At 63.7% G+C, this 18,443-nt stretch carries 16 protein-coding genes and 1 riboswitch; of the genes, 9 read left to right on the top strand and 7 right to left on the bottom strand.

Features of this window, described 5'->3' with window-relative positions:
- Positions 1-108: 108 nt before the first annotated feature.
- From metF to metK, 5 genes are all read right to left on the bottom strand, one after another.
- Entirely contained in the window at positions 109-963 is an 855-nt protein-coding gene (gene metF, locus ACNA1V_RS07945; RefSeq protein WP_415833058.1) for a methylenetetrahydrofolate reductase [NAD(P)H], read from the bottom strand.
- Positions 960-1,295, bottom strand: coding sequence for a phage holin family protein (locus ACNA1V_RS07940; protein WP_415833057.1), 336 nt, complete (start codon positions 1,293-1,295; stop codon positions 960-962). Before ACNA1V_RS07940 ends, metF begins: the two co-directional genes overlap by 4 nt.
- Positions 1,296-1,428: 133 nt before the next feature.
- Positions 1,429-2,841: an adenosylhomocysteinase gene (gene ahcY / locus ACNA1V_RS07935; RefSeq protein ID WP_415833056.1), complete on the bottom strand. Its 1,413-nt coding sequence runs from the start codon at positions 2,839-2,841 to the stop codon at positions 1,429-1,431.
- A 193-nt stretch (positions 2,842-3,034) separates the two neighbouring features.
- Positions 3,035-3,114: riboswitch (S-adenosyl-L-homocysteine riboswitch) on the bottom strand.
- The gene (locus ACNA1V_RS07930) at positions 3,107-4,135 is read right to left on the bottom strand and encodes a glycosyltransferase family 4 protein (protein WP_415833055.1); all 1,029 of its coding nucleotides are present in this window, start codon (positions 4,133-4,135) and stop codon (positions 3,107-3,109) included. Its footprint overlaps the riboswitch before it by 8 nt.
- A 180-nt stretch (positions 4,136-4,315) precedes the next feature.
- The gene (metK, locus tag ACNA1V_RS07925) at positions 4,316-5,476 is read right to left on the bottom strand and encodes a methionine adenosyltransferase (protein ID WP_415833054.1); all 1,161 of its coding nucleotides are present in this window, start codon (positions 5,474-5,476) and stop codon (positions 4,316-4,318) included.
- Positions 5,477-5,728: 252 nt separating this feature from the next.
- On the opposite strand from metK, the gene ACNA1V_RS07920 reads away from it, so the two are divergent.
- The 5 genes from ACNA1V_RS07920 to xerC all read left to right on the top strand — a co-directional run bounded on the left by ACNA1V_RS07920 (position 5,729) and on the right by xerC (position 10,500).
- Entirely contained in the window at positions 5,729-6,607 is an 879-nt protein-coding gene (locus ACNA1V_RS07920; RefSeq protein WP_415833053.1) for a lysophospholipid acyltransferase family protein, read from the top strand.
- A gap of 136 nt (positions 6,608-6,743) precedes the next feature.
- Positions 6,744-7,640: a lysophospholipid acyltransferase family protein gene (locus ACNA1V_RS07915; protein ID WP_415833052.1), complete on the top strand. Its 897-nt coding sequence runs from the start codon at positions 6,744-6,746 to the stop codon at positions 7,638-7,640.
- Positions 7,641-7,747: 107 nt separating this feature from the next.
- Positions 7,748-8,659: a diaminopimelate epimerase gene (gene dapF, locus ACNA1V_RS07910; protein WP_415833051.1), complete on the top strand. Its 912-nt coding sequence runs from the start codon at positions 7,748-7,750 to the stop codon at positions 8,657-8,659.
- 31 nt (positions 8,660-8,690) lie between these two features.
- Positions 8,691-9,512, top strand: a complete 822-nt coding sequence (locus ACNA1V_RS07905; protein ID WP_415833050.1) for a DUF484 family protein — start codon at positions 8,691-8,693, stop codon at positions 9,510-9,512.
- Complete coding sequence (xerC, locus tag ACNA1V_RS07900) at positions 9,505-10,500, top strand: tyrosine recombinase XerC (protein ID WP_415833049.1); 996 nt, start codon at positions 9,505-9,507, stop codon at positions 10,498-10,500. Before ACNA1V_RS07905 ends, xerC begins: the two co-directional genes overlap by 8 nt.
- A gap of 69 nt (positions 10,501-10,569) precedes the next feature.
- On the opposite strand, the gene feaR is transcribed toward xerC, so the two are convergent.
- Positions 10,570-11,562 carry a transcriptional regulator FeaR gene (gene feaR, locus ACNA1V_RS07895; RefSeq protein ID WP_415833048.1) on the bottom strand — a complete coding sequence of 331 codons (993 nt, stop codon included), beginning with the start codon at positions 11,560-11,562 and terminating at the stop codon, positions 10,570-10,572.
- Positions 11,563-11,907: 345 nt separating this feature from the next.
- Here feaR and ACNA1V_RS07890 point away from each other — a divergent pair, with 345 nt between their 5' ends.
- From ACNA1V_RS07890 to ACNA1V_RS07875, 4 genes are all read left to right on the top strand, one after another.
- Positions 11,908-13,209, top strand: a complete 1,302-nt coding sequence (locus ACNA1V_RS07890) for an NAD(P)/FAD-dependent oxidoreductase (protein ID WP_415833047.1) — start codon at positions 11,908-11,910, stop codon at positions 13,207-13,209.
- A gap of 47 nt (positions 13,210-13,256) precedes the next feature.
- Complete coding sequence (locus ACNA1V_RS07885) at positions 13,257-13,625, top strand: cupin domain-containing protein (RefSeq protein WP_415833046.1); 369 nt, start codon at positions 13,257-13,259, stop codon at positions 13,623-13,625.
- Positions 13,626-13,770: 145 nt separating this feature from the next.
- Positions 13,771-15,213, top strand: coding sequence for an APC family permease (locus ACNA1V_RS07880; protein ID WP_415833045.1), 1,443 nt, complete (start codon positions 13,771-13,773; stop codon positions 15,211-15,213).
- Between the two features lie 242 nt (positions 15,214-15,455).
- Positions 15,456-17,036, top strand: coding sequence for an amidase (locus tag ACNA1V_RS07875; protein ID WP_415833044.1), 1,581 nt, complete (start codon positions 15,456-15,458; stop codon positions 17,034-17,036).
- 112 nt (positions 17,037-17,148) lie between these two features.
- Here ACNA1V_RS07875 and ACNA1V_RS07870 read toward each other — a convergent pair whose 3' ends face one another.
- Positions 17,149-18,330, bottom strand: coding sequence for a HoxN/HupN/NixA family nickel/cobalt transporter (locus ACNA1V_RS07870; RefSeq protein WP_415833043.1), 1,182 nt, complete (start codon positions 18,328-18,330; stop codon positions 17,149-17,151).
- Positions 18,331-18,443 lie beyond the last annotated feature (113 nt).

Raw genomic sequence — 18,443 nt, 5'->3', positions numbered from 1 at the left:
AGGCCCCGCATGCCAACCGGTAGTCTTGGGGCCACCTGGCGCCCAAGACGGCCCGGCCATCGGCGCGTGCGGCCTGCCAGCGCTGAGTACGGCCCTGGCAGCCGAGGTTTACAACACGCCAGGATTCAGGCGCCGCCAGATATTGCGCACGGCCTCGCTGCCATTCAGCGTATAGAAGTGCAAGCCCGGCGCGCCGCGCTCCAGCAAGGTCTGGCACAGTTGCGCCACAACGTCCGCGCCAAAGGCGCGCAGCGATTCGCGGTCATCCGCATAATCATTGAGGCGCAAGCGCAGCCAACGCGGGATTTCCGCCCCGCACATCTGCGAAAAACGCGTCAGCTGGGTATTGTTGACGATGGGCATGATGCCCGGAATGATGGGAATGTCCACGCCCCGCGCCTGTGCCCGCTCGACAAAATCCGAATAGGCGTCGGGATTGAAAAAGTATTGCGTGATGGCACTATCCGCCCCAGCACGAACCTTTTCCACGAAATGATCCATATCGCGTGTCAGGCTTTCGGCCTGGGGATGCATTTCCGGATAGGCAGCCACTTCTATGTGAAACCAGTCGCCCATGGCTTCACGGATGAACGCCACCAGTTCGCTGGCATAGCGGAACTCGCCATAGACGCTGCCCATGCCTGACGGCAGATCGCCCCGCAAGGCCACCACGCGTTTCACGCCCTGCTCCCGGTAAGCCGCCAGCATGGCAGCCAGCTCGGCGCGGCTGCTGCCTATGCAGGCCAGGTGCGGCGCCACATCGCAGCCCAGGTTCTCCATGATGCGCACCGTCTCTGCCGTGCCGTCGCGCGTGGCGCCGCCAGCGCCAAACGTGACGCTGACATACCCCGGATTCAAGGCCATCAGTTGCTTGGCCGTACGCACCAGGCGTTCTTGCGCAGCCAGATCCCGTGGCGGAAAGAACTCCAGGCTGATGACAGGCTCAGAAACCCGCGCAGTCATCGTACCAGCAGCGACGACAGGGCGCTGGAAATCAGGCTGTACAGCAGTGCGCCGGCCAGGGCCCACCAGAAGCCATTGACCGTAAAGCCGCGAAACAGCGAACCCGCCAGCCAGAACACCAGCGCATTGATCACGAACAGGAACAGGCCCAGCGTGACGATGGTAATGGGAAAGGTCAGGAAGACCAGAATGGGCTTGACGACGGCATTGAGCAGACCGAGCACGACCGCGGCCAGCAGCGCCGACCAGAAACTGGCAATGGCGATACCGGGCAATAGCGATGCGACGATCAGCAGCGCGACGGCATTGAGGATCCAGATCAGTAGAAACATGGCACAGCTCCTATGACAGACAACATTGGACATCCTGCATGAAGCAGCCGCCGCGCCGGCCTGCACCCGGCCGGCCGATCAAGCGCGCCAGGCGGCTGTCCGGCAGGAGCAGCGCCCGGCGCGTGCGACTGCCTCAGTAACGATAATGATCAGGCTTGAACGGGCCGTCAACCGGCACGCCGATGTAAGCCGCCTGGTCAGGGCGCAGCACGCTCAGGTTCACACCCAGTTTCTTCAGGTGCAGACGCGCCACTTTTTCGTCTAGGTGCTTGGGCAGCACATAGACCTTGCCCTTGGTATAGGCTTCGTTGCGCGTGAACAGCTCGATCTGGGCGATGGTCTGGTTGGTGAAGGAGGACGACATCACGAAAGACGGGTGGCCAGTGGCGCAACCCAGGTTGACCAGACGCCCCTTGGCCAGCAGGATGATGCGGCGGCCATCAGGGAAGATCACGTGATCGACCTGCGGCTTGATTTCTTCCCATTCCAGCTCTTCCAGGCTGGCAACGTCGATTTCATTGTCGAAGTGGCCAATGTTGCAGACGATGGCCTGATCCTTCATGCGATACAGATGTTCACGCGTGATGACATGGTAGTTGCCGGTGGCCGTGACGAAGATGTCGGCCTTGTCGGCCACCTCGTCCATGCTCACGACCTTGTAGCCTTCCATGGCTGCCTGCAGGGCGCAGATCGGGTCGATTTCCACGACCCAGACCTGGGCGCGCAAAGCGGCCAGTGCCTGGGCGCAGCCCTTGCCCACATCGCCATAACCGATCACCACGGCAGTCTTGCCAGCCACCATCACATCGGTGGCGCGCTTGATGCCATCGACCAGCGACTCGCGGCAACCGTACAGGTTGTCGAACTTGGATTTGGTCACCGAGTCGTTGACGTTGATGGCGGCGAAAGCCAGTTCACCCTTTTGCGACATCTGGTACAGGCGGTGCACGCCGGTGGTGGTTTCTTCCGTCACGCCCTTGATCTGGGCCAGACGCACCGAATACCACTTGGGGTCGATCGCCAGTTGCTTGCGGATGGCGGCGAACAGCACGCGCTCTTCTTCGCTGGCGGGTTTGTCGAGCACCGAAAGATCGGATTCGGCACGCGTGCCCAGATGCAGCAGCAGCGTGGCATCGCCGCCGTCATCGAGGATCATGTTGGCATGCTGCTCATTGGGCCAGGAGAAGATCTGGTGCGTGTATTCCCAGTATTCTTCCAGCGATTCGCCCTTGACGGCGTACACCGGCGTACCGCCGGCAGCAATCGCCGCCGCCGCGTGATCCTGGGTGGAATAGATGTTGCACGAGGCCCAGCGCACTTCTGCGCCCAGCGCCTTCAGGGTTTCGATCAGCACGGCCGTCTGAATCGTCATGTGCAGGCTGCCCGCGATGCGCGCGCCCTTCAGGGGCTGGCTGGCAGCATATTCTTCCCGCGTCGCCATCAGGCCGGGCATTTCAGTTTCGGCAATGGCGATTTCACGGCGGCCCCAGCCTGCCAAGGCCAGGTCGGCCACCTTGTAATCTACGGAAGAAGTCACAGTCGTCATATCAGTCTAGCTCCAGATATCCGGTATCCATGCACGGAGCCGACTGCGCACACGCGCCGCCATCCCCGTGCGAAAGGGAATTGGCGAGCGCCGTTCGTCCCGCGCCCAGGCGCAGGCCACGGCGGCCAGGGCAAGCCCTGTACCGCCCCCATGCCCTGGCAGTGATCCGGGCAGGCGCAAAACGCGCCCGGCCAGCACAGCAACATGGTTGACGAAACTATCCTGAGCCTGGCACGCCGGGCAAGCCGGCGCGTCGCAGCGCTCCTCAGGATGCGCGGAATTGTACCGTACTGACCCCACACAGCGCATCCAGCAATTGCTGCGCAATCGCATCCCAGGTAAATGCCTGCACCCCAGCGCGCACCTTGTCCCGGGGCAGTTGCGCCGCCCGCAGGCAGGCTGCCGTCAGGTTGGCATCCAGGCTGCCTGTCACCCCCTCGCGCACGACTTCGCGCGGCGCATCGGCCGGCAGTGCCGCCACGGGGGTGCCGCAGGCCATGGCCTCCAGCATGACCAGGCCGAAGGTATCGGTCTGACTGGGAAACACAAAGACATCGGCTGCCGCGTAGTACGGCGGCAGCTCGGCATGGTGGCGCGCCCCCACGAACAGCGTATCGGGATACTGCGCTCGCAGCCGTTTATCCTCCGGGCCGCCACCCACCACCACCTTGGTGCCCGGCAAGGGCAGGGACAGGAAGGCATCAAGGTTTTTCTCACGTGCCACGCGCCCGACATTGAGCCATACCGGCCGCGGCAAATGGGACAGCTCCGGCGGCGCGGGCAGATCTGGCGCGAATGCCGCCAGGTCCACGCCACGCGCCCATACCTGCAGATTGGCAAACCCATGCCCAGACAGGACATCGGCAATATTGCGCGTTGGCACCAGCACCCGGTGCGACGGTTTGTGAAACCAGCGCATGAATGCCCACGACCACCTGGCCGGCACCCCCAGGCGCACTTTCAGGTAGTCGGGAAACATGGTGTGAAAGGAAGTGGTGAAACGCCAACCCTGCTTGAGGGCATGGCGCCGCGCCGCCAGCCCCAAGGGCCCTTCCGTGGCGATATGCACGGCGTCTGGCGTAAAATTTCCCAGGCGGTGACGAAAATGGCGGCCGGGCTGCAGGCACAGCCTCAGCGTCGGCTCGGACGGCGCACCGATGGTACGCGCGCCGCCAGGGTCGATGACACGGACCTCATGCCCCCAGGCCGTCAACAAATTGCACATGACGGTCCAGGTTCTCACGACGCCATTGACCTGGGGATGCCAAGCATCCGTCACCAGCAGAATTTTCATGGCAGCACGGCAGGCAGTGGAAAATGCCCCCATTGGGCCAGATGCGCATGACAGCAACAATACATCGTGGCTCCATGAATACAAACGGGGAGCCTGCCTTGGGCAGCTCCCCGTTGTCATCGGCCGTCCTGCTGCCGGCAACCACCGCCGTCAGCAGGCACTGCGTTGATCCTGCCTGCTTCAGCCTTGGCGCAGCAAGGCCGCGCGGTCAGTGGCTTCCCAGGTGAACTCCGGCTCCGGACGGCCGAAGTGGCCATAGGCAGCCGTCTTGGAATAGATCGGACGCAGCAGGTCGAGCATATTGACGATGCCGCGCGGGCGCAGATCGAAATGCTCACGCACCAGCTTGGCGATTTCCTCATCGGGAATGACGCCGGTACCTTCGGTATAGACCGTGATATTGATAGGCTCGGCCACGCCGATCGCATAGCTCAGCTGCACCTGGCACTGGCGCGCCAGGCCGGAAGCCACGACGTTCTTGGCCACATAGCGGGCCGCATAGGCAGCCGAACGATCGACCTTGGAAGGATCCTTGCCGGAGAACGCGCCGCCACCATGGGGGCATGCGCCGCCATAGGTATCGACGATGATCTTGCGCCCGGTCAGGCCGCAATCGCCTTGCGGCCCACCAATCACGAAGCGGCCGGTGGGGTTCACCAGGAAACGCGTCTTGGGCGTCAACAAGCCCTCAGGGAAGCACGGACGGATGATCTCCTCGATCACGGCCTCTTTGATGACATCCTGCGAAATTTCGGGGGCATGCTGGGTGGACAACACCACGGTATCCACTTCCGCCGGCTTGCCATCCACATAGCGGAAGGTCACCTGGGATTTGGCATCCGGACGCAGCCACGGCAGGCGGCCATCTTTGCGCAGCTCGCTCTGGCGCTGCACCAGGCGGTGCGAATACCAGATCGGCGCCGGCATCAGGTCCGGGGTTTCGTCGCAGGCATAGCCGAACATCAGGCCCTGATCGCCTGCGCCCTGGTTCAGATAGTCTTCGCTGGAGCGATCCACGCCCTGAGCGATATCGGGAGATTGCTTGTCATAAGCAACCAGAACGGCGCAGCCCTTGTAGTCAATACCGTAATCGGTATTGTCATAGCCAATGCGGCGGATCGTGTCACGCGCCACCTGAATGTAATCAACATTGGCAGTAGTGGAAATTTCGCCTGCCAGCAGCACCAACCCCGTGTTGCACAGTGTTTCGGCTGCTACCCGGGCATTGGGATCCTGCTCGAAAATAGCATCCAGCACCGCATCGGAGATCTGGTCGGCAACCTTGTCAGGATGCCCTTCGGATACGGACTCGGAGGTGAAAAGGAAGGAGTTCTGCACCACGGTTTTGTCCTTTATAGACCGGCATGGGCCGGCTCTCAGATGAAACGAGGCGTTGCACCCCCAGGAGCCGGCATGACAGGACGGAATCGGGCGCGACGCTTTAGCGGTAAGACGATAGCCGGATGAACCGGCGCCACCCCGCAAGTTGTCGTTTAACACGGTGGCGATTGTCATTCTAAGCGAAAATGCAACGATAATCTCAAATATACCCTGTTGCCGACCCGCACTTTCGTCCTGTTTCCGCCCTGAACCATGCTGCTGTTCCTGCTCCGTCTGCTTGCCCGATTGCCCTTGCCAGCCTTGCATTTGCTAGGCCGTGCCGCGGGCCGTCTGATCTATGCCATCCCTGGCAAGTATCGGGATCGCCTGCGCGCCAATGCGGCACAGGCCGGCTACGACGACCCGGCCTTCGCCCGGCGTGCAGCCGCCCAGACCGGGGCCATGATTCTCGAAACCCCGCGCATCTGGTTTCGCAACGATGCCAGTCTGAAACAAATTGTCTGCGACGACGAATACATTGTTGATGACGCCAGCAAAGAAGGCCGGGCATTGCTGATGCTGACCCCGCACCTGGGGTCCTTCGAAGTCACTGCCCGCTACTTCGCCCGCAAACGTCCTGTCACCGTGATGTTCCGTCCGCCGCGCAAGCCCTGGCTGGCCCCGGCGATGGAAGCGGCACGCAATACCTCCGGCGTTTCCACCGTGCCAGCCACCAGCCAGGGCGTGCGGGCCTTTGTCCGCATCCTGCGCGACAAGGAAACCGTCGGCATGCTGCCCGACCAGGCTCCCAGCCAGGGCGAAGGCGTCTGGGCGCCGTTCTTCGGCCGCCTGGCCTATACCGTCACGCTGCCAGGCAAACTGGCCCGCAACAGCAATGCCATCGTGATCCTGACCGCCGCCGAACGCCTGCCCGGCGGCAAGGGCTGGCGCATTCACCATGCGCGCGTGCCCGAGCCCCTGCCCGAGACCGCGGAAGCCCAGGCAGCACTGATCAATCATGAAATGGAAAAACTGATCCGGCGTTTCCCAGAACAATACCTGTGGGGCTACAACCGCTACAAAGTCCCCCGCGGCGCCACGCCACCCGCCGAGGCCGCGTCAACGCCGGCTTCCCCCGATAGGGGCGTATGAACCACGCGCACCGGCTGCAACGCACCTGTGATGCGCCCCACGCTGCCATCCGCCCGGCCTGCGCTGTTCCCGCCCATCAGCCCAACCGCCGTCACGGCCTGCCTATGCCGCCTCGACAGCCCTCGATTTTCACATCATGGATCGTCCTTCGCTGAAAACCCGCCTCCTGCGCCGCCTTTTTTCCTGGTTCGGGCAGATGCGCCCCAGTACCCGTCTGCGCCTGGGCAAATCCTTGGGCTGGCTTGCCTACAAGCTGGTCAAGCCGCGCACCCGTGTCGCCAGGCGCAACCTGGAACTCTGCTTTCCCGAACTGTCCGCCCAGGCGCGCGAAGACCTGTTGCGCCAGCACTTCCGTGCCCTGGCCCAATCCGTACTGGATCGCGGTGTGCTGTGGTTCGGTACGCCGGCTGCCGTGCGCGCCCTGGTTCGCGTGGAAGGCTTCGAGCACTTGCAGCATTATCTGAACCTGGGCCAGCCCTCCCTGCTGCTGGCGCCGCATTTCATCGGCCTGGACGCTGCGGCCTCGCGCCTGACCATGGATGTCCCCAGTTCAGCCACCATGTATTCAACCCAAAGCGATGCGGAAATCGACGCCCTGATCCGTGAAGGACGCACACGTTTCAACGATGTGCAGCTGGTAAGCCGCCGTGATGGCATCCGTACCCTGCTCAAGCACGTACGCGACGGGCGGCCGATCTACTATCTGCCGGATATGGATTTCGGCAGCCGGGGTTCGGTCTTCGCGCCCTTTTTCGGCAACCTCGCCGCCACCCTGACATCCACCGCCCAGATTGCAGGCAAATGGTCGCTGCCCGTCCTGCCCATTCTGTCGGTCTGGCATCCGGAAGACGGCACCTATACCGTACGCGTCCTGCCCCCGCTGCCCGATTTCCCCGGCGCGGACGACCCGGAAGCCGCCTCGGCCCGCCTCAACCAGCTGATAGAAGGCTGGGTGCGCGAATGTCCCAGCCAGTATTACTGGGTGCATCGTCGTTTCAAAACCACGCCCCCCGGCATGGCCGGCCGTTATTGAGCCATGTGCGGCGCCGGACGCCGCCTCGCAACGTGAAAATGCCACAATGAGGACCGACTGTGCGGGCAGGCTTCCTGCCCGGGCCGCTCCGGATGGAAGATAGACTCATGAGCAAACTCTGGAAGTTCAGCAAGATGCATGGCGCCGGCAACGACTTCGTCGTGCTCGACGGGGTTCGCGCCACGCTGGACATCACGCCGGCGCGCATCCGTGCCCTGGCCAACCGCCATATGGGTATCGGCGCCGATCAGGTGCTGGTGGTCGAGCCCGCCAGCCGTGCCGACGCCGACTTCAGATACCGGATTTTCAATGCCGACGGCAGCGAAGTGGAGCACTGCGGCAATGGCGCACGCTGTTTTGTGCGCTATGTGCATGAGCACGGCCTGTCCACCCGCAATCCGCTGCGTGCGGAAATCAGCACCGGCGTCATCCTGCTGGAAGAAGACGCCGATGGCGAAGTCACCGTCAACATGGGCGTCACCTCGTTTCTGCCCGGCAGCCTGCCCTTCGATGCCAGCGGCCTGGCATCGCGCCAGCAAGGCGCGGATACGCAATGGCAATTGCCTGTATCCGGCACCCAGGGGCTGCCCGATGACTGGCAGCGTCCCTGGCTGTCAGTCGTCAGCGTGTCCAATCCTCATACCGTCCTGCGCGTGGATGATGTCGAAAGTGCCCCCGTCGCACAGCTCGGCCCGCTGCTGGAGAGCCACCCGCGCTTCGCCCGGCGGGTGAATGTCGGCTTCCTTCAGGTACTGGGCCCCCACGACGCCCGGCTGCGAGTCTATGAGCGCGGAGCGGGTGAAACCCTGGCCTGCGGCTCCGGCGCCTGCGCCGCAGCCGTCACCGGCATCCGTCAGGGCGATCTGGTCTCCCCGGTACACGTTCAGACGCGCGGCGGAACGCTGACCATCGCCTGGGACGGTCAGCAATTGCGCATGACCGGACCGGCCGTGACGGTCTATCATGGTGAAATCGACATCGACCGGCTGGTCAGCCAGCAACGGCCCATCCATTTCTGACCCAGGTCCCTTTTCAGGAATGCCAGACGCCATGTCCTCAGACTCCCTGCACGCTGCCGAAGTCGCCCGTTTTCTGGAGCGCAACCCAGGTTTTCTGGCCGAACATGCTGACATTTTCAGCACGGTCACGGTGCCGCACCCGCGATTGCCGCATGTCATCCCGCTGGGTGAACGCCAGAACCTGATCCTGCGCGAACGGGTGCAGACGCTGGAACTCGCCCTGAACGAACTGCGCCACCAGGCAGCGCGCAACGAGCACATCAGCGCCCAGCTGCATGCCTGGCTGGCCGGCCTGCTGGCGGAACCCGACGCCCGGCAGCTGGGGCCACGTTTCGCTCAGGGCCTGGTGCGTGAATTCAACCTGCAAAGCGTCACCTTGCTGGCCTGGCAACCGGCACTGCATGTCGTGGCCGGGCCCGGAGGCGTCAGCACGATCCACGCCTCCCCGCTGAACGAGGAATGGCTGCAGCCCCTGCGCCAGTACACCGCCGCCCAATCCCGCCCGACCTGCTGCGCGACCAGTACCGCCAACCAGGCCCTGGCTCCGCTGCTGGCCACCCTGACAGGCGACACGGCTTCGCCCGCAGGCTCGCTGGCTGTCGTACCGCTGCACGCACTGCAACAACAGGATGACGGCAGCACGGAAGAAGCTGCGCTCACCACAGGCCTGCTGATCCTGGCTGACAGCAGCCGCGACCGTTACCTGCCCAATATGGATACGCTCTTCCTGGAGCGCATCGCTCAATTGGCCGGTGCCATGCTCACCCGCCTGGACGCCGTGCAGCGCGATGCAGCCGGGGCAGACGCTGCGGCACCCGCTGCCATCACCACCGCGCCGGTTTCGCATGACTGAATCTGCGGCTCCCGTCGCAAAGGCAGCACTCGCTGCCCAGCCATTGCCCGCCCCCATGCAGCAATGGCTGGAGTACCTGGAACATCAGCGCCGCTATGCGCCCCCCACGCTTGCGGCTTATCGCACCGACCTGATAAGGCTGGCCGCCTGCCTGGGCGGCATGGCCCCGGAACAGGCTGCCAATGGCCACCTGCGCCAGTATCTGGCCCGCCTGCATGGCCAGGGCATGCAGGCACGCGCGCTGGCGCGCATGCTGGCGGCCTGGCGCGGCTTCTACCGCTGGTGGGCGCCGCAATCAGGGATGCCGGGCAACCCGACTGCCGATCTGAGGCCACCGAAAGCGCCGCGCGGCTTGCCCAAGGCCTTGTCGGTGGAACAGGCACAAGGCCTGATGAACCATGCCGCCGCCAGGGCCGGCCATGACACGGTAGCAACGCGTGATCACGCCATGGCAGAATTGTTCTATTCCAGCGGCCTGCGCCTGTCTGAACTGGTGGCGCTGGATCTCCGGTATATCGACGACGGCGGCTATCGTTCGCAGGCCTGGATAGACCTGCATGAAAATGAAGCCCATCTGCTGGGCAAAGGCGGCAAGCGCCGCATCGTACCGATAGGCTCGCATGCGCATCAGGCTCTGCAAGCCTGGATCGCGGCACGGCCTGCCCTGGTGCCGCCCCAGGCACCGGCCAACGATCGCCATGCACTGTTTCTGGGCACGCGCGGGCACCGCATTGCACCACGAATGATCCAGAAACAGCTGGCCCAGCTCGCCATCACGGCCGGGCTGCCTACGCATCTGCACCCGCATATGCTGCGCCACAGTTTCGCCAGCCATGTCCTGCAATCCGCGCAGGACCTGCGGGCAGTGCAGGAAATGCTGGGCCACGCCAATATCTCGACGACGCAGATTTATACCCGCCTGGATTTCCAGCACCTGGCGAAAGTCTATGACCAGGCGCACCCGCGCGCGCGCCGCCGCGACACCTGAGGCCTGCCCCGGTTCAGGCCCGCCCTGGCCCGGACCGCGCCTGTGGCGCCTGCACCGGGCGCCAGCCGCCTACTGTACGCCCAGCCGGTACTCGCGTGGCGACATGCCGAACTGCTTGCGAAAGGCCCGGCTGAAATGCGCCGCGTCATTGAAGCCGCAAGCAAAGGCAATATCCGTGATGGAGCGTGTATCCGTCAGCACGCTGCGCAACTCGACCGCTGCCTGCTGTAAACGGGCACGCTGGATATAGCGGCATACGCTATCGCCGGTTTCCTCGAACAGCCGGTACAGCTGCCGCACGGAGACACCCATGCGATCCGCAATCCGCAGCGGCGACAGCAGCGGATCCGCCAAGGACTGCTCGATCAGGCTGCGCGCCATGGCCAGCAGGCTGCCTCCCGCCCGCGCCCGCTGCCCGCCCGGCATCCCCGCATCGCCCGCAGGCAGCGCATCCGTCCAGTCGCCTGCCGTCAGCCCTTCACCTTGCCGCAACGATTGCGCCAGCAATGACAACAACGCTTCCTGCATGGCCGCGCCATCGCCTTCCACGGCGCAGTCGCCGATATCGCCGGCGCAGATCTGCTCGACCAGGATGCGCGCCAGCCGGCTGCTGGAACTGAAGCGGCCAATGCGGCACAGCTGATTGAGTTTTTCTGGCAGCAAGCGCGCCACCTTGCCGCGATCCAGGTGCACGGAGGCATGCTCCATCAGCCCTTTGGGCACGATTTCACACCCCTGCACGGCATCCATGAGTACCATATCGCCCGGCAGCAGCTCCATCGTCAACCCCTTCTGGCGCAACAAGGAACTGCCCTGGCGCTGCACGACCAGGAAGCAATGGCTGTCATCGACGGAATCCTGGGCCACCGCCATCTGGCGGCACACGATACGGCCCGCATTGGTGCGGATCCGGGTCAGGCCCAGACCGTCGATATCCTGTTGCTGAATGCTGCCGATGAAGATGCCCTGCTCTTCCGACAGGCTGGCCTCAAACTGGCCGCAAGCCTGCCGCAACAACTCGTTCCAGCGCTTCAGATCATAGGCAACGGGGATCATTTCCATAGCACGGCACCTTTGCATTCATGCACGAACAGCCGATTCGGCCTGGGCACAACAACACTGTGAATCAGCAGACATCAGCAAATTCTGTGCCAAAGCCTCGAAAGCAACGATTAGGGTTTACCTGAATACGCGTCGGCGCGGACAGGCAAATGTTGGCAAGCACGTACCAGATCAACAGGGTGGATTTGCGAGTTAATAAACAAGTTAACGAATTTTCCGGAATCCTGCCTCAGGTCTGCCCATTTCACGCAGCATCGGCCGGAACCCGGACTGAAAACCGGCCTCCTGTGTCTTTTACACCACGCCTGCCGGTTTTCCCGACAAGAAATTGCGCAAGGACTGGCCATGCATATCGACGAAACCGCAACCTACTATACCGCCACCAAAAAATATGAATTGAGCTTCCCCTCGCTGGAGGAAGTCATCGAGGCGGACGTCGCCATCATCGGCGGCGGCTTTTCCGGTATCCACACCGCGCTGGAACTGTCCGAAAACGGCGTCGAAAACATCGTGGTGCTCGAAGCCCGCTACCTGGGCTTTGGTGGCTCCGGCCGTAATGGCGGCCAGGTCATGGCCGGCATCGGCCACGACCTCGGCAAGCTGCGCAAGGATGTCGGCGACGAAGGCGTGCAGGCCATTTTCGCGCTGAGCGACATCGGCCCGCAGATCATGCGCGACCGCATCGCCAAGTACAACATCGACGCCGACTTCCACAGCGGCTACGGCTACATGGCCTACAACGGCCGCCAGGCCAAGACGCTGCGCGCCTGGGAGAAAGAATTCAAGTCGCTGGGCTCGCCCTACGAAATCCGCTATGTCGAAGGCAAGGACGTCCAGCAGATCATCGGCACCGACGTTTATCAGGCCGGCCTGCTGCACCGCGGCGGTGGCCACGTGCATTCGCTCAACCTGCTGCTGGGCGAGGCCAAGGCAGTGACCGAGATCTACGGCGTGCGCATCTTCGAGCACAGCCCGGTCGTGGAAGTCACTTACGGCGGCCATGTCGAGCTGCGCACCGCCAAGGGCCGCGTGCGCGCCAAGCGTCTGGTCTGGGCCTGCGACGGCTTCATCAACCGCCTGGAGCCGGAGCTGCACCGCAGCACCATCAATACCTATGCCTTCCAGCTGATGACCGAGCCGCTGTCCGATGCCATGATCGAGCGCATCAGCCCGATCCGTGGCGCCTACAGCGATATCCGCCCGATCATCAACTACTACCGCGTCACGGCTGAAAACCGCATGCTGTTCGGCGCGGCGACCTCCTATTTCGACTACATCCCGAATGACCTGAAAGCCTGGAACCGCCAGCTGATGCTGGAAGTGTTCCCCTACATGAAAGACGTCCGCATTGACCTGGCCTGGGGCGGCCCCATGGCCACTTCACGCAATCTATTCCCGCAGATCGGCAATCTGCCTGGCCATGACAACGTCTTTTTCGTCCAGGGCTACTCAGGCTTCGGCGTCACGCCCAGCCAGATCATTTGCAAGATCCTGGCCGAAGGCATTCTTGGCGGCTCCGAGCGCTACAAGCTGGTCAGCGCCATCAGCCGCCCCTCCATCCACGGCAAGGACCGTTCGCGCGCCCTGCTGTGCACCCTGGGCAAGATCGCGCACCAGACCGCCGGTTTCTGGCAAGGACGCCGCTGATCTTCCCCCACCCTTTTCAGCCATTCAATCCATAAGGAAACACCACCATGGCACTGACCCCCATTCAACAAGACATCACCATCAAGCAACTGGACGCCTGGGGCAGCCTGACCGGCATCGGCGGCGAAATCCTTGACGGCAGCGACGTCCAAGCCTACGGCAAGATGACCCATGGCGCCCCGACCGACGCCATCAGCGCCGGCTACTTCGGTACCAGCAAGGGCAAATACCGCCTGGTCTATCCCTTCAATGAACAGGCCACCATCCTGCAAGGCGAAGTCCGCATCACGGACGAATCGACCGGCGAAAGCAAGCTGTACCGTGCTGGCGACACCTGGTTCGTCACCAAGGGCACCTCCACCGTTTGGGAAGTGCTGAGCGACGGCTACACCAAGCACTACCTGTCGTTCAACTAATCCGCGCGACCAGCGGATGTATCGGCCTGCAGGCCGGTGCATCCGCCAGGACGCCCATGGCGTCCGACAGGAAAACAATATGCCCCTGGCCAGGACAGCCAACGGGCAGCCCCGACGTCACCCCAGGGCCCGGAGACAAAACAATATGCAAAACCAAGAAACCGGACAGGCTACCGGCCTGAATCGCAATGCCATCGGCCTGTGGAGCCTGGTGTTCTTCGTTCTGGCCACCAACGGCCCGCTGACCGGCCTGGTCGGCGTGGCGCCCACGGCCATCCTGCTGGGCAACGGCATCGGCCTGCCCAGCTCCTACCTGGTGGCCGGTATCGTCTATCTGCTGTTCTGTGTCGGCTTCGTCGCCATGAGCCGCTACATCCACAATACCGGCGCGTTCTACGCCTATATTTCCACCGGACTGGGCCGCCCCATGGGGACGGCCGCGGCGTTCCTGGCCATTGTGGCCTATGGCGGCCTGCAAATGTCCTGCTATGGCATGATCGGATTTTTCCTGTCGCTGGCACTTGAAGAAGTCGGCATCCAGGTCGCCTGGTGGGTGGCCAGTATCGTCATCGCCTGCATCGTCCAGCCCCTCAGTTCGCGCAACGTCGCCCTTAATGGCAAAACGCTGGGCATTCTGATGAGCGTTGAAGTCCTTACCCTGATCATCTTTGACCTGGCAGTCATCGGCGATGGCGGCGGCCCGGAATCGTTCAGCACCGCCTCCTTTACCGTCGAGGCATTCCTGTCTCCCGGCGTAGGCGCCGTTTTCGCCTTCGTCGCCAGTTCATTCATCGGTATCGAGACCACCGCCATCTATGCCGAAGAGGCACGCGATCCGGCCCGTACCATTCCACGCGCCACCTATATTTCCGTCATTCTGATCACGGCTTTGCTGGTGTTGTCGTCCTGGCTGCTGATCGTCAGCTACGGGCCCAGCCAGGCCGTGGCGATTGCGGAACAGAACCCCGGTACCATGTGGTTCGACACGGCTGCGCGCGTCGCCGGGCACTGGCTGTCGCTGCTGATGAACGCCCTGTTGATCACCAGTCTGTTTTCCATCGTCCTCAGCCTGCAGAACACCCTGTCACGCTATCTTTACGCGCTGGGCCGTGAACAGGTTTTCCTGCCGTTCTTCGCCCGGCTGCATCCGCGCCACAAAACGCCGCATGTCGCCAGTTTCGTGCTGGCCATCATCAACATCATCCTGCTGGCTGCCTTCGGCCTGGCCAGCATCGACCCGATGACAGGCGTTCTGCCCCTGGGCAGCGCACCGGCGGCGCTGGGTATCCTGAGCGTGCAGGTGCTGACCTCGCTGGCAGTGATCTGCTTCTTTCAGCGCGACAAACGCCATACCAACATCTGGCAGCGCCTGGTCGCGCCGTTGCTGAGCCTGAGCGCCATGAGCACCGGCGTATTCCTGATCGCCACACACATGGAACTGCTGACCGGCGGCATTGAGTTTCTCAATACCGCCATCCCGATCGGCCTGGTTCTGGTGGCCGCCTACGGCATCCTGGTTGCACTCTGGCTGCGCCGCTACCGTCCACAACGCTACGCCAAACTGGCCAACGCGTCCCTGGACACCTGAACCAGCAGCCCGGCCTGCCACGGCAGACCGGGCCCCACCCCTGACACAGACATTGCCTGACAGGCCCATACAAAAATCTGGCAGGCATTTCCTATTCAAGACCGACCCTTCTGCCTCCTAATAGCAGTTCCGGCAGTATTGCGGCTTCTTGTACGTTCAAGCACTGCCACCCCGGTTTTTTACGCTTCGTTCCAGCAGAACAATAACGAGATGCCGTACCAGGCAACAACAGGAGAGACTTCATGAGCCACCTCATTACGGATAGCCAGGCCGCCGCACAGGACGGCCGCCGCCACTTCCTCAAGACCCTGGGCGCCGCCGCACTGGCCAGCAGCGCCAGCCCTGCCGTGTTTGCCGCTGCCGCCCCGGCACGGCCCGAGGGTGCCATTACCGGCTGGAGTGCGACCGAGCTGTCCAAAGCCATTCACGGCGGCCAGGTCTCCTGCGTGGAAGTCATGGGGGCATACCTGGATCAGATCGACCGTCTGAACCCCACCTACAACGCCATCGTCTCGCTGCAACCGCGCGAACAGCTGCTGGCCGCCGCCACCGAGGCCGACCGCCAGGCTGTCGCCGCCCGCCGCGACGGCACCCGCCTGGGCTGGATGCACGGTTTCCCGCAAGCACCCAAAGACCTCGCCGCCACGGCAGGCATCCTGACCACCAACGGTTCGCCGCTCTTCAAGGAATACGTGCCCAAGCACGACGCCATCATCGTCGAGCGTGCCCGCAAGGCCGGCGCCATCCTGATCGGCAAAACCAACACGCCGGAATTCGGCCTGGGTTCGCACACCTACAACCCGGTGTTCGGCACCACCGTGAACGCCTTCGACCCCACCCGCAGCGCAGGCGGCTCCAGCGGCGGCGCTGCGGTGGCTCTGGCCCTGGACATGCTGCCCGTCGCGGATGGCAGCGACATGATGGGTTCGCTGCGCAACCCGGCGGCCTGGAACAATATCTTCGGCTTCCGCCCGTCCTTCGGCCGCGTGCCTTTCGGCCCGACCAGCGATGTGTTCATGCAGCAGCTCGGCTATGAAGGCCCCATGGGCCGCAATGTCTCCGACCTGGCCATGCTGCTTTCCGTTCAGGCCGGATTTGACCGCCGTGCGCCGCTGTCCATCAAGGAAGACCCGGCGCAGTTCGCCCAACCGCTGCAACGTGACGTCAAGGGCATGCGCATCGGCTGGCTGGGTGACTTCAATGGCTATCTGCCCATGGACCCCGGCGTCATGGACACCTGCGTCGGCGCGCTGGAAAACTTCCGCACCCTGGGCTGCAAGGTGGAAGCCGTGCAGCCGGACTTCGACATGGACTCGCTCTGGAAGACCTGGCTGGCGCTGCGCAGCAGCACCATCGCCGGCGGCCTGGGCGGGTTCTACAAGGATCCGGCCAAGCGCGCCCTGTTCAAGCCGGAAGCCATCTGGGAAATCGAAAACGGGCTCAAGCTGAGCGCCATGGATGTCCAGGCAGCCGCTGCGAACCGCACGGCCTGGTACAAGGCGCTCGATACGCTGTTCCAGGACTACGATTACCTGGTGCTGCCCTCGGCGCAGATTTTCCCTTTCGATGCCAAGCAGCATTGGCCCAAGCAGGTTGGCGGCCGCGACATGGACACCTATCACCGCTGGATGGAAGTCGTGATCGGCGGCTCCCTGGGCGGGCTGCCGGTACTCAACGTGCCGGCAGGCTTCGGGCCCAACGGTCTGCCCATGGGCCTGCAAGTGATGGGGCCGGCACATGCGGATCTGGCCGTCCTGCAACTGGGCCACGCCTACGAACAGGCCAGCGGCTACACGCAGCGCCGTAGCCCCGCCCTGGGCTGAGCCCGGCATCCGATATGCGGCGCCCCGGCGGGCTGCCGCATACCGTGCGTATCCAGGGGATATCTGCCGCCCAACATTTCGGCCCGATTCCCTTGCCCCACACCCCCTGGATTTATCCGCCAAGGGGCGCGGCGCTCATCCAGGCGCCACCAAACAACAGTACGCCCAGGACCAGTACCGCGCATGCGGCCAGGGCCTGTATCCAGCCGTACAGGATGGCGCCCCAGCGCCCCTCGCCCCCCACCAGGCGCGTGGCCAGATTGCCTGCCACCAGCGCGGCCACCGCCATCGCAGCCACCGTCAGGCCGGTGCCCACGCCCATGGCCAGGGCCGACCAGACGCCCGCCATGAACATGCCCTGCGAATAGGCGAACACCAGCACGATGATGGCGCCCGAGCAAGGCCGCAAGCCCACGGCCAGCAAAGCCGACCAGGCCTGGCGCCAGTTCAGCTCGCCCGCCACGCTGCTCGCTGGCGGAATATGCACATGGCCGCAGCCGCAGCTGCCGTCATGCACATGGCCGTCGTGCTCGTGGACATGGGCATGTGTGTGCGCCTCTATGTGCGTATGTGCCTGCAACGCTGTGCGCGCGGCGGTGACCGTTTGCGCGCTCGCGGCGCCGCCATCGTGGGCAAGCTGGGCCTGTGCGTGGGAATGATCGTGGACATGATCGCGATGAAGGTCATGATGATGTCCATGCCCCTGCGCCAGGGCGGCATGACCGTCCGATCCATGAGGCGCATGGGCATGCCCATGCGCCGGGACAGAATCCTGTCCAGGTACCGAGTGCGCCCTCTGTCCGCGAGCACGCGCCGTGCGTCCCTGCCACCAGCGCCAGGCCGGATGTACCGCATGCTTCCAGACCAGCCAGGCGCCCAGCAGTGCCACGCAACCGAAGGAGGCCAGCTCCAGCCACCAGGTCGCCTGCGTCAGCGTGGCGCCGCCCCATTGCAGCACGCTCACGGCCAGGCCTACCAGCACCACCGCCACCAGCGCCTGCACCATGGCCGACACCAGGGACAATATCGCGCCATTGCGCACGGTCTGGCGATTAGCCAGCACATAGGCGGTGATGACGGCCTTGCCATGCCCCGGCCCCAACGCATGAAACACGCCGTAGGCGAAGGACAGCCAGACCAGCAGCCAGGCGCCGCCACCATCGCGCCAGGTACGCACCGCGCCCGTCAGCTGCCGGTAAAAACCGCTTTGCCAGGCCGATATCTGCGCCATCCAGCCCTGGCTGTAGGCCCTCCCGCCCGCACTGGCCTCCGGCACGCCGAAGGGGTGCGACATGCCCTGCGCCCAGGCGCCTGAGGCCCAGCCGCATGCCAGCAGCAAAACCACAACAGCCAGGCACGCAGGCAGGCTCCCTGTCCAGGAGCGCGGCGGGCAAACCTGAGCTGCCG

Origin of the sequence: Kerstersia similis (genome assembly GCF_965139615.1) — a bacterium.
Taxonomy (GTDB): Bacteria; Pseudomonadota; Gammaproteobacteria; order Burkholderiales; family Burkholderiaceae_B; genus Kerstersia; species Kerstersia similis.
The sequence above is the reverse complement of the archived record's forward strand: the minus strand, read 5'-3'. Positions and strand labels throughout refer to the sequence as shown.